This is a genomic window from Micromonospora sp. PTRAS2 (genome assembly GCF_054052245.1).
In genome coordinates this window covers 1,195,765-1,212,197 of the sequence record NZ_JBSWBU010000001.1, presented here as the reverse complement: position 1 = coordinate 1,212,197, position 16,433 = coordinate 1,195,765, and the positions used below count along the sequence as shown (strand labels likewise).

The window sequence follows — 16,433 nt, the reverse complement described above, 5'->3', positions numbered from 1 at the left end:
AGTGTGTGTCAGCCGGTCGCGGTCTCGCCGCGCGACGCCGTCGTCCCGCCGGCCTGAGCCGTCGCGGCGGGGGGCACGCCGGTGCCCGTCGCCGGCGACACGCCGACCCCGCCGAAGACGGCGTGCATGCCGCCGTCGGCGTGCACCACCTGCCCCGTGGTGTGCCGGGACAGGTCCGACAGCAGGAACAGGACCGCGCCGACGACACGCGCCGGGTCGGCGCGGTCCCAGCCCAGCGGGGCCCACCGCTCGTACTGGTCGGCCAGTTCGGCGAAGGTGCGCACCCCGCGCGCCGACACGGTCTCGACCGGGCCGGCGGCGACCAGGTTGACCCGGATGCCGGACGGCCCGAGGTGCAGCGCGAGGTAGCGGGCGACGGCCTCCAGCGCCGACTTGTAGACCCCCATCCAGCCGTAGCCGGGCAGCGCGCGGGTGGAGTCGACGGTCAGGCCGACCGCCGCGCCGCCGCCCGGGGCGCGCGCGAGCAGCGGCGCGAGCGCGGTGGTGAGCTGCTGGAAGGAGTACGCCGAAGCCCGGAACCCGTCGAGCACGCCGCTGGCCGGCGCGCTGACGAAGCCCGGGCCCAGCGCGTCGGGCGGCGCGGCGGCGATGCTGTGCAGCACGCCGTCGAGCTGCCCCCAGCGGCTCTCGATCTGCTCGGCCAGGGACGCGACGCTCTCGTCGGACATGACGTCCAGGTCGAGCACCTCGGCCGGGGACGGCAGCAGGTCGGCCACCTTGCGGGTGATGCGGGCCACCCGACCGAACGAGGTCAGGACGACCTCGCAGCCCTCCCGTTGCAGGGCCGCCGCCACGTGCCAGGCGATCGACTCGTTGTTGAGGACGCCGGTGACGAGGTAGCGGCGCTTGTCCAGGCTGAGCAGGGAGGTCAATGTGACGCGCCCGCGACGATCCGCGTGACGAGTTGCCCGATGGTGACGTCGGCCAGCTCGCTACGCGGGATCTCCACCTTGAACTCCTTGACGACCATGGCCATCAGGTCGGCGACGTCCAGCGAGTCGATGTCGAGCTGGTCGAACTTGGCGTCCGGGGTGATCGCCTCCTCGTCGACGCCGAGGTCGATCAGCTCCACGCGGAGCCGGTCGGCGACGACGGACTCGGTGATCGGGGCAGAGGGGGAAGACATGCGGGGCGCTCCTTCGATCGGATGGGTTGGCTACGCGGCCAGCGGCGCGCGGCGGGCGAAGTTGGCGTGGTGCCGCTGCGCCCAGTACCACTGACGCCAGTAGCTCTCCGCCAGGTCCAGCCAGGTCTCCAGCCGGCCGACGTCGTCGAGGAACCGGTTGGCGCTGACCAGGAGCCAGCTGTAGACGCCCTGGCTGTCGCGGCAGTCGGCGCAGTTGCCGGACGTGCAGCAGAACTGGAGGGTCTGGTAGTCGGCACCGTAGACGGCGAAGCCGTCCAGGACGGGGTTGCCGTTGGCGATCCGGTCGGCGTGGTCGGGGTGCTCGACGCTGATGCTCGGGCAGACGTCGTAGCCGAACTGGCCGCCCCAGTGGCTGCGCCCGGTGATCAGCGTCTCGATGAAGTACGGGTGGCTGACCACGGTCTCCGGATACTTCTCCTTGATCCGCAGCGCCTCGGCGAGGGTGCGCTGCTCGTTGTCGATCCGCAGTGCGTGGTCGCTGCCGTGGTCGGAGTAGAAGTTGAAGGTGACCTGGTTGCCGTTGTCCTGGATGGCCCGCACCGTCGGCTCGACGTACTGCAGGCCCTCCTCGGACAGCGCGTACACGAAGATGACGCGGGGGTCGTTGCGGTAGTGCCCGAGGGCGGTCTCGAAGAGCCCGGTGAACGCCGACCCGTTCGGGCGGTAGCCGCGCAGGGAGTCGTCGAGCGGGCCGCCGCCGAACAGGCTGATCGCCACCGCGACGTCCTCGAACCCGGCGCGCGGCAGCGGCCGGATCCCGTTGGTGGAGATCGTGACGTACGGGAGCCGCTCGACGAACGGCACGACCCGGTTGAGCACCAGCGTGGGCTCGCCGCCGATGAGCGTCGCCTGGGTGACGCCCCGGGCGACGAGCGAGTCGACGAAGTCGGAGATGACGACGGGGTCCGACGTCTCGGGGACGGCCGCGTCGAAGCCTCCCTCGAAGTACCAGCAGCCCTTGCACCGGATGTTGCACGTGGTGGTCAGGTGGACCTCGGACGCGGTGACCCGCAGGCCCATGTCCCGGACGGCGGCGAGCCGCCCGGCCAGGTCGGGGCGGCCGGCGAGCAGCGCCTGGAGCCGGGCCTTGGCCTCCTTGCGGGAGGGCGGGCGTGGATTGATGGCGACAGGGGTGGGCATGACGCGGTCGTCCCTTCCGTCAGTCCGGTACGACGAGCCCGAGGGAGTGGATGCGGGGCGTGACCGTCTGCAACCACTTCTCCAGGGCCTCGCGGTTGGTCGTCCTGCGCAGGCCGAACCGGACCGCCCGCTTGGAGCGCTCGGAGTCCGGCGTGCCGAAGAGGCCCTGGAACACCGGCCACAGGCGGTTGAGGCCCGCCTGGAGCTGCTCGCGGCCCTCGTCGGTGGTGGCCAGGTTGCGGCAGACCCGCGCGCCGTGCGCGATGTGGATCTTCTCGTCCAGGATGATCGTGCGGACGGCGTCGGCCCAGGGCTTGTAGCTGCTCTCGGCGAACTCCCTGATCATCAGCAGGGCGCTCTCCTCGCCGATGTAGGAGTAGATCCCGCGCTCGGCCCACGTGGTGCACTGGTGCAGGCGCTTGTCGGAGAAGAGCCGCCGCTCCTCGATCGTCTGCTCCTCCATGTAGGTCGTGTCGATGCCGATCTCGGCGAGGACCCGCTTGCCGATCTTGTAGTGGTCGTACTCCTCCGCCGCCCGCTCGGCGCACACCTGGCGCTCCTCGGCGTTGGGGGCCAGCGGGATGAACATCATGGTGTAGTCGTCGCCGCCGGAGAGCTCGCCCTCCGTATTGATCATGACCTGGCTGATGAGCGCCTTCTGGTACGCCCGGGGCATGCGCTTGAACTCTTCGGGGGTGCGCACCACGACTTCCTCGTCGTCGAGAATCTCGACTGACATGACAAACCACCTCCTGTCGACTAAAGCCCGAATGGTGCCGGCCGAAAAGAAAGGGATCTGCCGCACCGTTACGGCATTCCCGCCTAATCGCGTGGAGTTCTGGTGGCCCGAATCAGGTCCGGGTCGGGGAAAGACTGTCGACGGCCAGCCGCTGCACTTCCGGCCGCTGGATCTTCCCGAGCGGGGTACGGGGGAAGGCGTCGACGCCGATCTCCTTGAGCGCGACGAACCTGCGGGGCACCTTGAACGGGCTCAGGAACCGCAGCAGCGTCGCGCGCCAGGCGTCGTCGTCGGCGACGGCGCCGGGCAGCAGCGTGTAGACGAGGATCAGCTCCACGCCCGTGACCGGGTGCGGCAGCGCCGCGACGACCGCGTCCTCGACGCCCGCCAGGTGGGGCACCGCGTTCTCGATCTCGGCGGGGTAGACGTTCTCGCCGCTGACGATGACCATGCTGTCGATCCGGTCGACGATGGACAGCTCGCCGCGCTCGTCGAGGTGCCCCAGGTCGCCGCTGCGCACCCAGCCGTCGTCGAGCCGCTTCGCGGTGAGCTCCGGCGCGGCCTCGTAGCGGGTGAAGATGCTCGGGCCGCTGAGCAGGACCTCGCCGTTCTCGCCCGCCGGGGCGTCCCGCCCGTCCGGGCCGACCACGCGCACCCGGGCGAACGGCACGGGCAGCCCGGCGCTGCGGGGCTCCCCCGGCCGGCGGTCGCGCGGCTCCACCGTCGTCAGGGAGGTCATCTCCGTCATGCCGTAGACCTGGTGGACGCCGATGCCGAAGGTGTCCTCGAAGCGGTGGATCAGCTCGGGGCCGAGCGCCGAGCCCCCGGCGAGGACGCCCTTGAGGCTGTCGGTCGCCGGCCGCTCCGGCCGCTCCACCAGGTTGGCCAGGTAGGCGTTGACGACCAGCGTCCAGGTCGGGCGGTGCCGGTCGACGTAGTGCCAGAACCGCACCAGCGCCGTCTCGGAGCGCACGCAGACCGACCGGCCGCCGCTCCACAGCGGGGTGAGCGTCGGGAACCCCTGCCCGCCGGCGTGGAACAGCGGGACGACGTTGAGGAAGACGTCGTCGGGGCCCGCGTCGGCCCACTTCACCATGGCCAGCGAGTTGGCGAGCAGGCTGCGGTGCGACAGCACGACGCCCTTGGGGACCCCGGTCGAGCCGGAGGTGTAGACGATCTCCGCGTCGCCCGCCCCGCCGTCGCGGGGGGCGGTCAGTTCCCCCTGGTACGCCGCGCCGCGCGCCAGCACGTCGGCCAGGAGGGCCTCGGCGTCGTCCACGGCGACCCGGCGGGGCCCCGGGCCGATCTTCGCGGCGACCGGCGTGGGGGCGAGCACCAGCGCGGGCGCGCAGTGCGCGAGCAGCGCGTCCAGCTCTCCCGGCCCCGACTTCGGGTTGAGCGGCACGAGGACGCGCTGCGCGGCGATGACGCCGATGAACAGCAGCGCCGTCAGCGAGGAGTTGTGCATGACCACCGCCACCCGGCCGCCCGGTGGCACCCCGTGCTCGTCGAGCAGCGCGGCGCAGCCCCGGGTGAAGGTCAGGACGTCGGCGAAGCTCGCCGTCCGGCCGCCCGGCTCGGCGGGGACCAGGTACGGGCGGTCGCCGTGGCGCTCGGCGGCGGCGCGGACGAGGTCGAGCAGGTTCGTGGTGACCGCGAGATCCGGCTCGTCCAGCGGACTAGGCATGTGTGCTGTCGCTGCCGGCGGTCGCCCCCACCAGGTCACAGAGGCGGTTCACCGTGGGGTTGTCGAAGATGACGTCGACGACGTCGACCCCGTAGGCCGTCTCGACGCGGGTCACGATCTCCACCGCCGCGACCGAGTCCATGCCCAGCGCGACGAGGTCCTCGTCCGGCCCGAGGGTGGAACGGTTCAGCACGTCGGCGCAGATGGATGTCATCTTCAGTTGCAAATCGGTCATAGTCACTGAAGCGGTCTCCATGTCAATGTGATTCCACGGGCCACCGCGACCTTGCAGCAGCGAGCGAATCCCTCGCTTGGGAACTCGTCGGGACCATACCGAGGGGGCCTGACGCTGTCCAGAAGGGACATCGATTCGTCCCACCACCTGCGACGTCCGGATATCTGCGCCACAAATTCGTTTACATATATGTACCATCGGCCGCATGGGGGGAAAGGGCCGACCGAAGGCCGAGCTGATGCTGAGCGAGGAGGAGCGGGCACGGCTGGCGCGGGGCGCGCGGGCCGCCCGTTCGACACAGGCGTACGCGCTGCGTTGCCGGATCGTGCTGGCCTGCGCCGACGGGGCCAGCAACGCGGAGGTCGCGGCCCGGTTCGGCGTGTCACCGCCGACCGTGGGCAAGTGGCGGTCCCGGTTCGTGGCGCGCGGGCTGCCGGGCCTCGCCGACGCACCGCGCGCCGGCCGGCCCCCGACGATCGGGCCGGGCCGGGTGGAGCAGGTGGTGGCCGCCACCCTGGGTTCGCAGCCGGAGCGGGCGGCCCGCTGGTCCCGGGCGTCGATGGCCGCGCACAGCGGGCTGTCCGCCTCGACGGTCGGCCGGATCTGGCGGCGGTTCGACCTGCGGCCGCACGTCCAGGACGGGCACCGACTCGCCGCCGACCCGCGGTTCGTGGCGCGGGTCGTCGGCGTCGTCGGCCTCTATCGGCATCCGCCGGGGCGGGCGGTGGTGCTGTGCACGGCCGACGCTCCGCCGGCACGGGGGCCCGGGTGGAGCCGGCCGACGACCGTGCCGGCCCCCCGCGCGCCGGCCGGCGGGGCCGCGACGGGGCGCGGGGGGAACCGGTCCGCCGAGTACCGCAGGTTCCTCCTCGCCGTCGACCGGGCGGTGCCGGCCGCACTGGACGTGCACGTCATCTGCGACGACGCCGCCGTGCAGGGATCGGCGGCGGTGCGGGCCTGGCTGGCCCGCCACCCCCGCTTCCACGTCCACCTCACGCCGGCCGGCCGGTCGTGGGTGGAACAGGCCGAGCGGTGGTTCGCCCTGCTCGGCGAGGAGTTGCCGGCCTGGGCGGGCGCCGGGGGCGGGGCCGGCACCGACAGCCGAACCTGGGTGGCGCAGCCCCGCACCTGGTGGCGGGCCCCCGAGGAGGTCCGCCGCCCGCTCGCCGGGCGTCGTGGACGGACACCCGGACATCGTGAACGGACTTCGGGCGCGGAGCCGCCGCCCGACGGGACTCAGGGCTTGCGGGCCACCCCGCCGACGATGGTGTGGTAGGTGGCGGTCTGCTTGGGGTCCTCCTCGCCGTCCGGGTGCCACTCCGCCAGCGGGACCAGCCCGGGCGGCAGCAGCTCCAGGTCACCGAAGAAGCCCATGATCTCCTCGCGGGTGCGCCACCGGCCGGTGCCGAGGGTCGCGTTGAACACCTTTTCCACCGCGCGCGCCCGCTCCGAGACCTCCGGCTGGGCGTCGCCCGGATCGTGGAAGTGGGAGATGGCCAGGTAGCTGCCGGAGGGCAGGGCGGCGACGAGCCGCCGGGCGACGCCGGCGGGGTCGTCCTCGTCGTTGAGGTGGTGCAGGATCGCCAGGAGCAGCAGGCCGACCGGCTGGTCGAAGTCGATCAGCTTGCGTTCGGTGAGCTGCGCCAGCAGCTCCTCGGGCCGGCGGGCGTCACCCCCGAGCACGGTGGTGGTGCGGGCGTCGGCGAGCAGGGCCCGGCCGTGGGCGAGGGCCATCGGGTCGTTGTCCACATAGACCACCCGGGCGTTCGGGTCCACCTCGTGGGCGATCTCGTGCACGTTGCCCTGGGTGGGCAGCCCGGAGCCGATGTCGAGGAACTGCCGGATGCCGGCCTCGGCCGCGAGGAATCTGACCGATCGACGGAGGAAGGCCCGGCAGGCCAGCCCCGCCTCGGGACCGTCCGGCGTGATCTGCATGGCCATCTGGGCGGCCTGCCGGTCGACCGCGAAGTTGTCCTTGCCGCCTAGGTAGTAGTCGTAGACCCGGGCAATGCTGGGCCGGGTGGTGTCGACGCCCGGAGGCGCCACATTTTCGCTGGTCAACGCTTCGACCCCTCCGTACACGGCCATGGTCGCTCACAGACTGGCGGGGAGACCACACACGACACCCATGGCTGCCGAACCGACGCCGGCCCACGAAAGTTGAGACCGGATGTGCCCTGAGGGTAGATGAGCAACCCTGAAACGTCGATTCCACCCACGACAGTCCGGACGGCCGGGGCGCAGAAGTTGCTCACCTCGACGGCAACCCATTGAAGCGTGGCGATATTACCGGGCCATTTCGCTGAACTCAAGCACTGCGGCCCACCGCGCCCACATGGGAAGTTGGCGGCAACGAAATCATGCGGATCGATGGATTAGGACTTATGCTGCCCGATGTCCCCATCGTGCCCGACGGGCTCGCCCCGCCACCACCGGAGCCACTCGGCGGATCCGTCGCCGCACCACCCCGCGCCCGCCATCGGCGGCGGGCCCTCGCCGATCGGAGCCCCCGATGGTCCCGACTCCCACACTCGCCGCGCTGGCCAGCCTCTGCCTCGCCCTGCCCGCCGTCGTCCCGGTGGGCGCCGCCGCCTCGCCCCCGCAGATTCTTCGCGCCGGCCATGTGAGCGCTCACACCACGACCGCGCTGGCCGGGCCACCCGGGGCCCCGCCCGGCGTCTGCCCGTCCGGCGCCAGCTACGGCCCGCCGCTGCCGGCGACCTCGGTCACGGCGGCGAAGATCCGGGGCGGCTTCTCGTTCCTCGAAGGGCCCGTCTGGCTCGCCGACCGGGGCTACCTGCTGGTGTCCGACATGGGCGCGGCCACCGGGCCGGAGCGGGTCCAGCCGTCGACCATCCGCCGCTTCACCCCGCCGGCGACCTTCGACACGTTCCTCGCCAACTCCGGCAGCAACGGGCTCGCCCTCAGCCCCGACGGGCGGCAGCTCGTCGCCGCCACACACGACCAGCGCAGCGTCTCGTCGTACCGGATCGACGACCTGACCCGCGGCGTGGTCGCCGCCAACTACCAGGGCCGGGCGTTCAACTCGCCGAACGACGTGGCGGTCCGCGCCGACGGCGTCGTCTACTTCACCGACCCCAACTTCCAGCGCGGGGCCCGCGCCGACCAGATGAGCGGGCGCACCAGCGTCTTCCGCGTCTCCGGCGGCCAGGTGTCGCTCGTCGACGACGCGCTGCGCCAGCCCAACGGCATCGCGCTCTCCCCGGACGGCGCGACGCTCTACGTGGGCGCCTACGGCGAGAACAAGATCTACAAGTACGCCGTCGCACCCGACGGCAGCACCGGCCCCCGCAGCGTCTTCGTCAACTACGTCGGCGGCCCGGACGGCGGCACGATCGACTGCGCCGGCAACGTGTACTGGGCGTCGGGCTTCGACGGCCTGGTCCACGTCTACTCGCCCACGGGCGTCGAGCTCGGCACCGTCCGCTCCGGCTCCACGGGCACCACCAACGTGGCATTCGGCGGGTCCGACCGGCGGACCCTCTACGTCACCTCCGGCCCGACGAACGACTCCGGGCTCTACAGCGTGCGGCTGAACGTGCCCGGCTACCCGTACTGACCGCCAGGATCCACCGGAAGGGACGAATCACGTGCCAACCCGCCCCCTCGCCACCCTCGCACTGCTGACCAGCGCCTGCACCGTCCTGGCAGGTGCACCCGCCATCGCCGCGCCACCGCCGGCCGGCGGGTCGACGGCCGCAGCCGCCCGGTCCGCCGCCGACACCAGGCCGCCCACCCCGCCGACCAACCTGCGCAGCAGCAGGCTGACCTGCCAGTCCGTCACGCTCACCTGGTCCGCGGCCCGCGACGACGTCGGCGTCACGAGCTACGACGTCTACCACGACGGGCAGCTCGTCACCTCCGTCGGCGGCAGCACGCTGACCGCCACGCTCACCGTCGCGCAGGGCGTCACCTGGGGCTGGTACGTCAACGCCCGGGACGCCGCCGGCAACGTGTCGCAGGCCAGCGCCACGCTCACCGTCACGCCACCGTTCTGCCAGGTCGACACGTCCCGGCCCAGCACGCCGACCAACCTCGCCGCCACCGCCAACGGCACCGACGTGCGCCTGACCTGGTCGGCCGCCACCGACAACGTCGCCGTCACCCGGTACGACGTCCTGCGCGGCGGCACGACCGTCGGCTCCGTCACCGGCACGGCCACCAACCCGCCCGCCACCACGTTCACCGACACCGGGCTGGCGGCGAACACCCAGTTCAGCTACACCGTCGTCGCCCGCGACGCCCAGGGCAACGCCTCGACGGCGAGCGCCCCGGTGACCGTACGCACCGGCTCGGCCTGCACGAGCGCGGTCTGCGGCACGACGGTGGTCACCACCGAGCGGGACCTGCCGTGGGGGCTGGTGCAGCTCGCCGACGGCACCGTCCTCTACGGGCGGCGCGACCTGTTCGACGTCGTCGCCATGAACCCCGACGGCACCAACAAGCGCAGCATCGGCTCGGTGCCGAACGCCGCCGGCACCAACGGCGAGGGCGGCGTCCTCGGGCTGGCCGTGGCGTCGACCTTCGCCACCGACCGGTGGCTGTACATCTACCACACCACGACGACCGACAACCGGATCGTCCGCATGCGCTACGACGGCACGCTCCAGACCAGCAGCCTCCAGGTGCTGGTGACCGGCATCCCGCGCAACAAGTACCACAACGGCGGTCGGTTGCGCTTCGGCCCCGACGGGATGCTCTACGCCGCCACCGGCGACGGGCAGACCCCGGACCGCGCCCAGGACGTCAACGACCTGGCCGGCAAGGTGCTGCGGATCCGCCCCGACGGCAGCGTGCCCGCGGACAACCCGTTCGGCAACCAGGTGTGGAGCTACGGCCACCGCAACCCGCAGGGGCTGGCGTTCGACTCCCGGGGCCGCCTCTTCGAGCAGGAGTTCGGCAACAACGTCATGGACGAGACCAACATCATCGTCCGGGGCGGCAACTACGGGTGGCCGGCCTGCGAGGGCACGGTCGGCGACTGCGCCAACCCCAACTACCTCGCACCGGTACGCACGTACCCCGTCGCCGAGGCCTCGTGCAGCGGCCTCGCCATCGTCCGCGACGTGGTGTACCTCGCCTGCCTGCGCGGCAACCGGATGTACCGGGAGGTGATCAGTGGCGACACCCTCACCGACGTGCAGCAGTACTTCGTCGGCACCTACAGCCGCCTGCGCACCGTCGAGCCGACCATCGACGGGAACCTGTGGCTGACGACGAGCACCGGCGGCGACAAGGACAGCGTCCCGAACAACAGCAACGAGCGGATCCTCAAGGTGACGCTCGGCGGCTAGCCCCACCCCACCACCATCCCCGTCCCACCAGATCGGAGCCCATGTCCGTGAAGCGTCTACTCAGGGCGGTGGCGGCCCTCGCGGTCGTGCCACTGCTCGCCATGACGGTGCTGATGGCCGCGCAGCCGGCCTCGGCGGCGGCCCTGACCCAGGTCACCAACTTCGGCAACAACCCCAGCGGCCTCAACATGTACCTCTACGTGCCCGACAACGTCGCGCCCAGGCCGGCGCTGCTGGTGCTGATCCACTACTGCGGCGGCTCCGGACCGGCGATCTTCAACGGCAACGGCCGCGACTATGTCACCGCCGCCGACCGGTACGGCTACATCATCGTGCTGCCCGAGGTCACGCGCAGCAGCAAGTGCTTCGACGTCTACTCGCCGCAGGGGCTGCGGCGCGGGGGCGGGAGCGACTCCGACGGCATCATCTCCATGGTCAACTATGCGAAGCAGCGGCACAACGTCGACCCCGCCCGGGTCGTCGTCAGCGGCTTCTCCTCCGGGGCGATGATGACCAACGTGATGGCCGCCGAGTATCCGGACGTGTTCGCCGCCGGCTCGGCGTTCAGCGGGGTCCCCGCCACCTGCTTCGCGACCGGCAGCAGCACCAACACCTGGAACGGCCAGTGCGCCGGTGGGCAGATCACCAAGACCGCCCAGCAGTGGGGCGACGCCGCCCGCGCCATGTACCCCGGCTACACGGGCCGGTACCCCCGGATGCAGTTCCTGCACGGGACCACCGACACCACCCTGTCGTACGTCAACTTCGGTGAAGAAATCAAGCAGTGGACCAACCTGCACGGGTTGAGCCAGACGCCGGCGTTCACCGACCGCCCGCAGTCGAACTGGACCCGCACCCGGTACGGCGACACGGGAACCCGGGCGACGGTCGAGGGCATCAGCATCAGCGGCGTCGGGCACGAGCTGCCGCAGGCCGGTCAGATCGCGTACTCGATCGCCTTCCTCGGCCTCGACGGCACCACCACCACGCCGACCCCGACCCCGACGACCCCGACCCCGACGACCCCGCCGCCGGCGGCCGGGGTGACGGTTGTCGGCACCCAGTCGGGCCGTTGCCTGGACGTGCCGACCAACGGCGGCAACGGCGTCCAGATCCAGCTGTGGGACTGCCACGGTGGCACCCAGCAGCGCTGGACCTACACGGCGGGCAGGCAGCTCACGGTCAACGGCACCAAGTGCCTGGACGCCAGTGGCGCCGGCACCAGCAACGGCACCCCGGTGATCATCTGGGACTGCCACGGCGGCACCAACCAGCAGTGGAACGTCAACGCCGACGGCACCATCACCAACGCCCAGTCCGGGCTCTGCCTGGACGCCAGCGGGTTGGGCACCGCCAACGGCACCAAGATCATTCTCTGGTCCTGCAGCGGCCAGGCCAACCAGCGCTGGACGCTGCGGGCCTGATCCACGCGCCGCAGCCGGCCGCCCGGGCGCTCGGGCCCGACCGGCCTGACGCCGGGCCGGGCCGGGCAGGCCCCGGCGGGTGGCACGGGCGGGGCGGGGTCGCGTCGACTCCGCCCCGCTAGCCCGGCCGCAGGCACGGATCGGTGACCGGGTAGGACGGGCTCTGCGCGGTGCGGCCGTCGGCGGCGGTCGCCCGCACCGTCCAGGTCAGGGCCGACGCGCGGAGCTGGCCCACGCTCGCCCGCGCCGACGTCCCGTCCACGGTCATGGCCCGGCTCGACGCGGTCCCACCGGACGCGGTCCAGCGCACCTGGGCCGCCTCGATCGCGGCGCTGCCGGTGGCCTGCACGACAAGCGTGTAGGTGTCCGCCCCGCAGCGCACGTGCGCGCTCGCCCGCAGCGTGAACGCCGTGGCCAGCTTCGGCGTGCCCGTCGGCCGGGGCGCGACCGGCGACCCGGTCGGCGAAGCCGTCGGTCCGGGCCCGGAGCCCGGTCCGGCGACCGGACCGGCAGCGCCGGGCGGCGGCGCACCGGTTGACGTGCCGCCGGTGCCGTCCGGCTCGGGTCCCGGCCCCGCCGGAGCGCCGGAGCCACCGGGCGCGGCGGCGTCGGTCGGGCCCGCCGAGCCCGCCGACCCCACCGGGGGCGTCGCCGTTCCGTCGGCCGCCGCGCCGGAGGTCGCCGCCACCCGGTCGGCGGCCGGACGACCGGGCCCGAGCGCCCAGGTGCCGGCCGCGACGAGCAACACCAGCAGCCCGGCGCTCGCCGCCAGCCGACGCCGCCGCCGGGACCGCGACGCCGTACGCGGAGCCGCCGCCCCGGCCCGCGGAGCCGCCGCGCCGCCCCCGACCAACGCGGTGGCGGGCCCGGCGGCGGGCCGCTCCGCCGACCTCGCGGTGTGCCCGCCCTCCTCCGACGCCGCGCCCTCCTCCGGCCCGCTGTCCGGCCCGGCCGTCTGCGGCGGGCCGGCGGGCTCGACCGGTGCCGGCGGCGACGCGGTCGCCGCGTCGGCGGCGGACGGCCCGACCCCGCCGTCGGCCGACCCGGGCACCCCACCGTCGGCCGCCTCCGCCGGCCCGCCGTCGGGCGACCCCGGCCACACCGAGTCGGCCAGTCTCGGCCACACCGTGTCCGCGACGACCAGGAACCCCGGAGCCGTGTACGCGGAGAGCAGCGCCGCCGGGTTGAGCTGCTCGCGCCGGAGCAGCCCGCAGGTGGCGCAGCCGTCGATGTGCCGGGCGACCCGCTTGCGCAGGGTCGGGGTCAGCCGCCCCTGCCAACCGTCGAGCACACCGGCGAGGGCCGGGCAGTCCCGGGACCCGCTGCGGGCGACGAGCAGCGCGCCGAGCGCCCGCTCGAGCTGCGACCGGGCCCGGGACAGCCGGGCGTGGGCGTGGTTGGTGGGCACCCCGAGAGCCGCGCCGATGTCGACGGAGGACAGGTCGTGACGGATCGCCAGGTGCACCACCTCGCGGTCGCCCGGGTTGAGCGCCGCCGCCGCGCTGTGCACGAGCTCACGCACCTGGTCGGCGTTGACCCCGGCGGCCGGGTCGACGGTGTCGGCGACCGGGTCGCCCGCCTCCTCCAGCGCGGAGGAGCGGGACCGCTCCCGCAACTGCCGGAGGCATTCGTTGCGCACGATCGCGTACAGCCAGGGCCGCAGCCGGTCGGGGTCACGGAGCTGGTCGATGCGCCCGCTGGCGGTGAGGAACGCGTCGTGGACGACGTCCGCGGCGGCCTCCGGCTCGCGCACCAGCACCCGCGCGTACGTGTAGAGCCGGTCGGCGTACCGCCGGTACATGCCCTCCAGGCCGGCCCGGTCGCCCCGGCGCACCGCCTCGACGAGCGCCCTGTCGTCCTGTGCCGCCGTGTCCATCCGTGCCCCCACCGCTCTCTCCGACCGGTCCAGTAGAACGGAAAAGATAAATCCCGGTGCGTTTCTGTTGGCATGCCGACCCGTCCACGCTCCCACCGGTGTCAGCGCACCGCCGACACCGAGGAGACGCTCATGACACCGACACCCGCCAGCCGCCGTACCGCCGCCGTACCGCGCCGGATCCTGGCCGCCGCCGTGGCGGCGGCGCTCGCCGCAGGCATGGTCACGAACACCGGGGCGGCCGCCGTCGCGGCGCCGGCGCCAACCACCACCACCGCCGCGCCGGCACCCGCCGGCTCGGCCGCGACGCCCGGCGGCACCGGCAGCGAGCCGCTGGCCTTCCGGATCGACCCGGGGCTGCCCGCTCCCCGGCTGCCGATCGACCCCGTCGGCCGGCTCGGCACCGACCGGCAGCTCGGCGTGGTGGCCGGGCCGGACGGTTCGCCCGCCGGCCTGGTGCTCGACGAGGTGATGGTGCGGGTCGCCGACCAGGCCGAGTTGGACGCGTTCCTGACCCGCTGGGGCGGTCAGGTGCTCGACTCGTTCGCGCCGGACGAGCAGGGGCAGGACCACCTGGTCCGGGTGGACGCCGACCGCGCAGACCCGGCCAAGCTGGTCGAGGACCTGCGGGTCACCGAGCCGGGCCAGTCCGGGGCCTACCGGGTCGGCGACGAGCGGGCGCTGCGGCTGCTCGCGCTCGCCGCCGCCGAGTGGCGGGCGGGGACCGAGCTGGTCCTCGACTGGCTGGTGGAGCCGACCGGCATCGTCGACGGCGAGGTCTACGAGGCCCCCGACATCACCAACAACGTCTTCGACTGGATGTTCATGGAGTACGGCGGCGCGATGGACATCGGGGTCGCGCCGGCCTGGCAGCTGCTGGAGGCCAAGGGCAAGCTGACCAAGCAGGTGAAGTACCTGGTGCAGGACGGCGGGTTCCAGTCCAACCCCGACTTCCCGACCAAGGTGTCCCTGCACTCGGTGGAGTGGGGCAAGACCAACACCAACGACTGCACGGGCGGCAATCCCTGCCCGTGGCACGCCACGGACGTGGTGCTCGCCGCGATGGGCCGGGTCGACAACGGCTACGGCACCGCCGGGCCGGCCGGGCCGGTGGTCGACGAGCTGGTCGCCGTGCGCAACGGCATCGACTACTGGACGGTGCTGCGCCGGCTGGAGAAGGCCGCCGAGGCGAGCCACCCGGACGTGGTCAACCTCAGCTTCACCCGGGACGTGAACCTCGGCAAGTCCCACGCCAGCAAGTGGACCGACCGGCGGATGAAGCACGTCCGCGACACGGGCGCACTGATCGTCTCGTCCGCCGGCAACGACGCCGTGAACATCGACGGCGACACCCTCTACGTGCCGTGCGAGAGCACCCACGTCATGTGCGTGGGCGGCATGAGGACGGACGCGACGCTGGCGAACAAGTCGAACTACGGCACCAGCGACCTGACCACCTCGGTGGAGATCTACGGCCCCTACTGCGTCATGGGACTCAAGGACCCCGGCAAGCCGGCCGTCAACGAGACCCGGTCCGACGCCTGCGGCACGAGCGTCGCCGCGCCGTTCGTGGGTGGCGTCGCCGCGCTGGTGATGGCCGCCGACCCGAGCCTGACCGCCGCGCAGGTCCGGGACATCCTCAACGACACCGCGCACGTCGGCGGGCTCGGTGCCCACGTGACGGGCAGCCAGCGCCGCATCGACGCCCTGGCCGCCGTCGCCAAGGCACTGGGGGCCAAGGTCGACAAGCCCGCGGTGAGCATCAGCGCGCCGACGACCGGTCAGCACGTCGGGGTGGGCCAGTCGGTCGACCTGTGGGGCAAGGCGACCGACTTCCTCGGCAAGCAGCTCCCGATCACCTGGATCAGCAGCCTCGACGGCGTGCTGGGCCACGAGTCGCAGACGTTCGTGCCGTCGTTGTCGCCCGGCACCCACGTCATCACCGCCAAGGCCACCGACGGCCTCGGGCGCACCGGCTCGGCGACCGTCTCCGTCACGGTGGTGGACAGCCCGACGACCGCGGCCATCGTCTCGCCGCCGGTCGGGTTGACGATCGCCCCGGGACAGTCGGTCAGCCTTGCGGGCACCTCCAACGACCCGGACGCGTTCGGGCCGGTGCCCGACGCCGAGGCGTCCTGGACGGTCCGGCGGGGCGGGACGGTGGTCCACCAGCAGACCGGGCACCTGGCCCTCCTGCCGGCCAGCAAGGTCACGGCGGGGTCGTACACGGCGACGTTCACGGCCGGCGGCGCGAGCGCGCAGCGCAGCTTCACGGTCACCGCGCTGCTGGCCGGGCAGAACCGGCCGACCGCCACGATCACCAAGCCGGCGGCGGCGCTGGACCTGTCGGTGATCGACGGCAAGCCGAAGGTCGTCGCGTTCGCCGGCACGGCCACCGACGTGGAGGACGGCGCGGTCGCCGGGACCCGCTACCGGTGGACCGCGTACGGCGACGGCGGCGTCAAGAAGGTGCTCTGCCAGGGCAGCGCGGTGCCCACCGGCGGCCCGGTCGACGACATCGTCCTGCCGAAGAGCTGCGCCGGCTTCAGCGCGGAGCTGGGCCTGGGCGCGGGCAATGTCACCACCTGGTCGGTGTGGCTGGAGGTCTTCGACTCGGCCGGGCTGGTCGGCGTGGACTCCGTGCCGGTGCGGATCCAGGTGGCCACGCCCTGACCCGGGCGTCCGTCGGTCACCGGGGCCCGGCCGTTCGGCCGGGCCCTCCCGGCTGGGCAGCCTCCGGTGGGCCGCGGAACCCGGCATGCCTTGGGCACTCCCCGTGATGAGCGCGGGGCCGCACACCCTGCGGCCAGTCGACCTGACTCTTCGTGATTCTCCTCCGGCCCCCACCG

At 73.0% G+C, this 16,433-nt stretch carries 13 protein-coding genes; 5 read left to right on the top strand and 8 right to left on the bottom strand.

Annotated elements, in window-relative coordinates; all coding sequences use genetic code 11:
- Window positions 1-8 precede the first annotated feature (8 nt).
- The 6 genes from ACVMYR_RS05750 to ACVMYR_RS05725 form a co-directional block, all read right to left on the bottom strand.
- Entirely contained in the window at window positions 9-893 is an 885-nt protein-coding gene (locus ACVMYR_RS05750; protein WP_228986437.1) for an SDR family oxidoreductase, read from the bottom strand.
- Window positions 890-1,147, bottom strand: a complete 258-nt coding sequence (locus ACVMYR_RS05745; protein ID WP_043960761.1) for an acyl carrier protein — start codon at window positions 1,145-1,147, stop codon at window positions 890-892. The genes ACVMYR_RS05750 and ACVMYR_RS05745 overlap by 4 nt, the downstream gene beginning before the upstream one ends.
- 30 nt (window positions 1,148-1,177) lie before the next feature.
- Window positions 1,178-2,308, bottom strand: coding sequence for a radical SAM protein (locus ACVMYR_RS05740; RefSeq protein ID WP_077935114.1), 1,131 nt, complete (start codon window positions 2,306-2,308; stop codon window positions 1,178-1,180).
- Window positions 2,309-2,327: 19 nt separating this feature from the next.
- Window positions 2,328-3,047 carry a Phenylacetic acid catabolic protein gene (locus tag ACVMYR_RS05735; protein WP_176734421.1) on the bottom strand — a complete coding sequence of 240 codons (720 nt, stop codon included), beginning with the start codon at window positions 3,045-3,047 and terminating at the stop codon, window positions 2,328-2,330.
- A gap of 112 nt (window positions 3,048-3,159) precedes the next feature.
- Window positions 3,160-4,734: a class I adenylate-forming enzyme family protein gene (locus tag ACVMYR_RS05730; RefSeq protein ID WP_457121251.1), complete on the bottom strand. Its 1,575-nt coding sequence runs from the start codon at window positions 4,732-4,734 to the stop codon at window positions 3,160-3,162.
- The gene (locus ACVMYR_RS05725; protein WP_158229347.1) at window positions 4,727-4,948 is read right to left on the bottom strand and encodes an acyl carrier protein; all 222 of its coding nucleotides are present in this window, start codon (window positions 4,946-4,948) and stop codon (window positions 4,727-4,729) included. The genes ACVMYR_RS05730 and ACVMYR_RS05725 overlap by 8 nt, the downstream gene beginning before the upstream one ends.
- Before the next feature lie 226 nt (window positions 4,949-5,174).
- On the opposite strand from ACVMYR_RS05725, the gene ACVMYR_RS05720 reads away from it, so the two are divergent.
- Window positions 5,175-6,245, top strand: coding sequence for an IS630 family transposase (locus ACVMYR_RS05720; protein WP_457121250.1), 1,071 nt, complete (start codon window positions 5,175-5,177; stop codon window positions 6,243-6,245).
- On the opposite strand, the gene ACVMYR_RS05715 is transcribed toward ACVMYR_RS05720, so the two are convergent.
- Complete coding sequence (locus ACVMYR_RS05715; protein WP_077935145.1) at window positions 6,206-7,030, bottom strand: SAM-dependent methyltransferase; 825 nt, start codon at window positions 7,028-7,030, stop codon at window positions 6,206-6,208. The genes ACVMYR_RS05720 and ACVMYR_RS05715 overlap by 40 nt on opposite strands.
- A 451-nt stretch (window positions 7,031-7,481) precedes the next feature.
- Between ACVMYR_RS05715 and ACVMYR_RS05710 the strand changes: the two genes are divergently transcribed.
- The 3 genes from ACVMYR_RS05710 (at window position 7,482) to ACVMYR_RS05700 (ending at window position 11,708) form a co-directional block, all read left to right on the top strand.
- The gene (locus ACVMYR_RS05710; RefSeq protein WP_457121249.1) at window positions 7,482-8,549 is read left to right on the top strand and encodes an SMP-30/gluconolactonase/LRE family protein; all 1,068 of its coding nucleotides are present in this window, start codon (window positions 7,482-7,484) and stop codon (window positions 8,547-8,549) included.
- A 31-nt stretch (window positions 8,550-8,580) separates the two neighbouring features.
- Complete coding sequence (locus tag ACVMYR_RS05705) at window positions 8,581-10,284, top strand: PQQ-dependent sugar dehydrogenase (protein WP_457121248.1); 1,704 nt, start codon at window positions 8,581-8,583, stop codon at window positions 10,282-10,284.
- 113 nt (window positions 10,285-10,397) lie between these two features.
- Window positions 10,398-11,708 carry an extracellular catalytic domain type 1 short-chain-length polyhydroxyalkanoate depolymerase gene (locus ACVMYR_RS05700; protein ID WP_457121304.1) on the top strand — a complete coding sequence of 437 codons (1,311 nt, stop codon included), beginning with the start codon at window positions 10,398-10,400 and terminating at the stop codon, window positions 11,706-11,708.
- Between the two features lie 118 nt (window positions 11,709-11,826).
- On the opposite strand, the gene ACVMYR_RS05695 is transcribed toward ACVMYR_RS05700, so the two are convergent.
- Window positions 11,827-13,584, bottom strand: coding sequence for a sigma-70 family RNA polymerase sigma factor (locus ACVMYR_RS05695; RefSeq protein WP_457121247.1), 1,758 nt, complete (start codon window positions 13,582-13,584; stop codon window positions 11,827-11,829).
- Between the two features lie 132 nt (window positions 13,585-13,716).
- Here ACVMYR_RS05695 and ACVMYR_RS05690 point away from each other — a divergent pair, with 132 nt between their 5' ends.
- On the top strand, window positions 13,717-16,257 hold the full coding sequence (locus tag ACVMYR_RS05690; protein ID WP_457121246.1) for a S8 family serine peptidase: 2,541 nt from the start codon (window positions 13,717-13,719) through the stop codon (window positions 16,255-16,257).
- Window positions 16,258-16,433: the final 176 nt, after the last annotated feature.

Bases quoted from the DNA above. Each gene is read 5' to 3' on its own strand.
- ACVMYR_RS05745 (WP_043960761.1), bottom strand. From the start codon at position 1,147: ATGTCTTCCCCCTCTGCCCCGATCACCGAGTCCGTCGTCGCCGACCGG.
- ACVMYR_RS05740 (WP_077935114.1), bottom strand. From the start codon at position 2,308: ATGCCCACCCCTGTCGCCATCAATCCACGCCCGCCCTCCCGCAAGGAG.
- ACVMYR_RS05735 (WP_176734421.1), bottom strand. From the start codon at position 3,047: ATGTCAGTCGAGATTCTCGACGACGAGGAAGTCGTGGTGCGCACCCCC.
- ACVMYR_RS05730 (WP_457121251.1), bottom strand. From the start codon at position 4,734: ATGCCTAGTCCGCTGGACGAGCCGGATCTCGCGGTCACCACGAACCTG.
- ACVMYR_RS05725 (WP_158229347.1), bottom strand. From the start codon at position 4,948: ATGACATCCATCTGCGCCGACGTGCTGAACCGTTCCACCCTCGGGCCG.
- ACVMYR_RS05720 (WP_457121250.1), top strand. From the start codon at position 5,175: ATGGGGGGAAAGGGCCGACCGAAGGCCGAGCTGATGCTGAGCGAGGAG.
- ACVMYR_RS05710 (WP_457121249.1), top strand. From the start codon at position 7,482: ATGGTCCCGACTCCCACACTCGCCGCGCTGGCCAGCCTCTGCCTCGCC.
- ACVMYR_RS05700 (WP_457121304.1), top strand. From the start codon at position 10,398: ATGGCCGCGCAGCCGGCCTCGGCGGCGGCCCTGACCCAGGTCACCAAC.
- ACVMYR_RS05695 (WP_457121247.1), bottom strand. From the start codon at position 13,584: ATGGACACGGCGGCACAGGACGACAGGGCGCTCGTCGAGGCGGTGCGC.
- ACVMYR_RS05690 (WP_457121246.1), top strand. From the start codon at position 13,717: ATGACACCGACACCCGCCAGCCGCCGTACCGCCGCCGTACCGCGCCGG.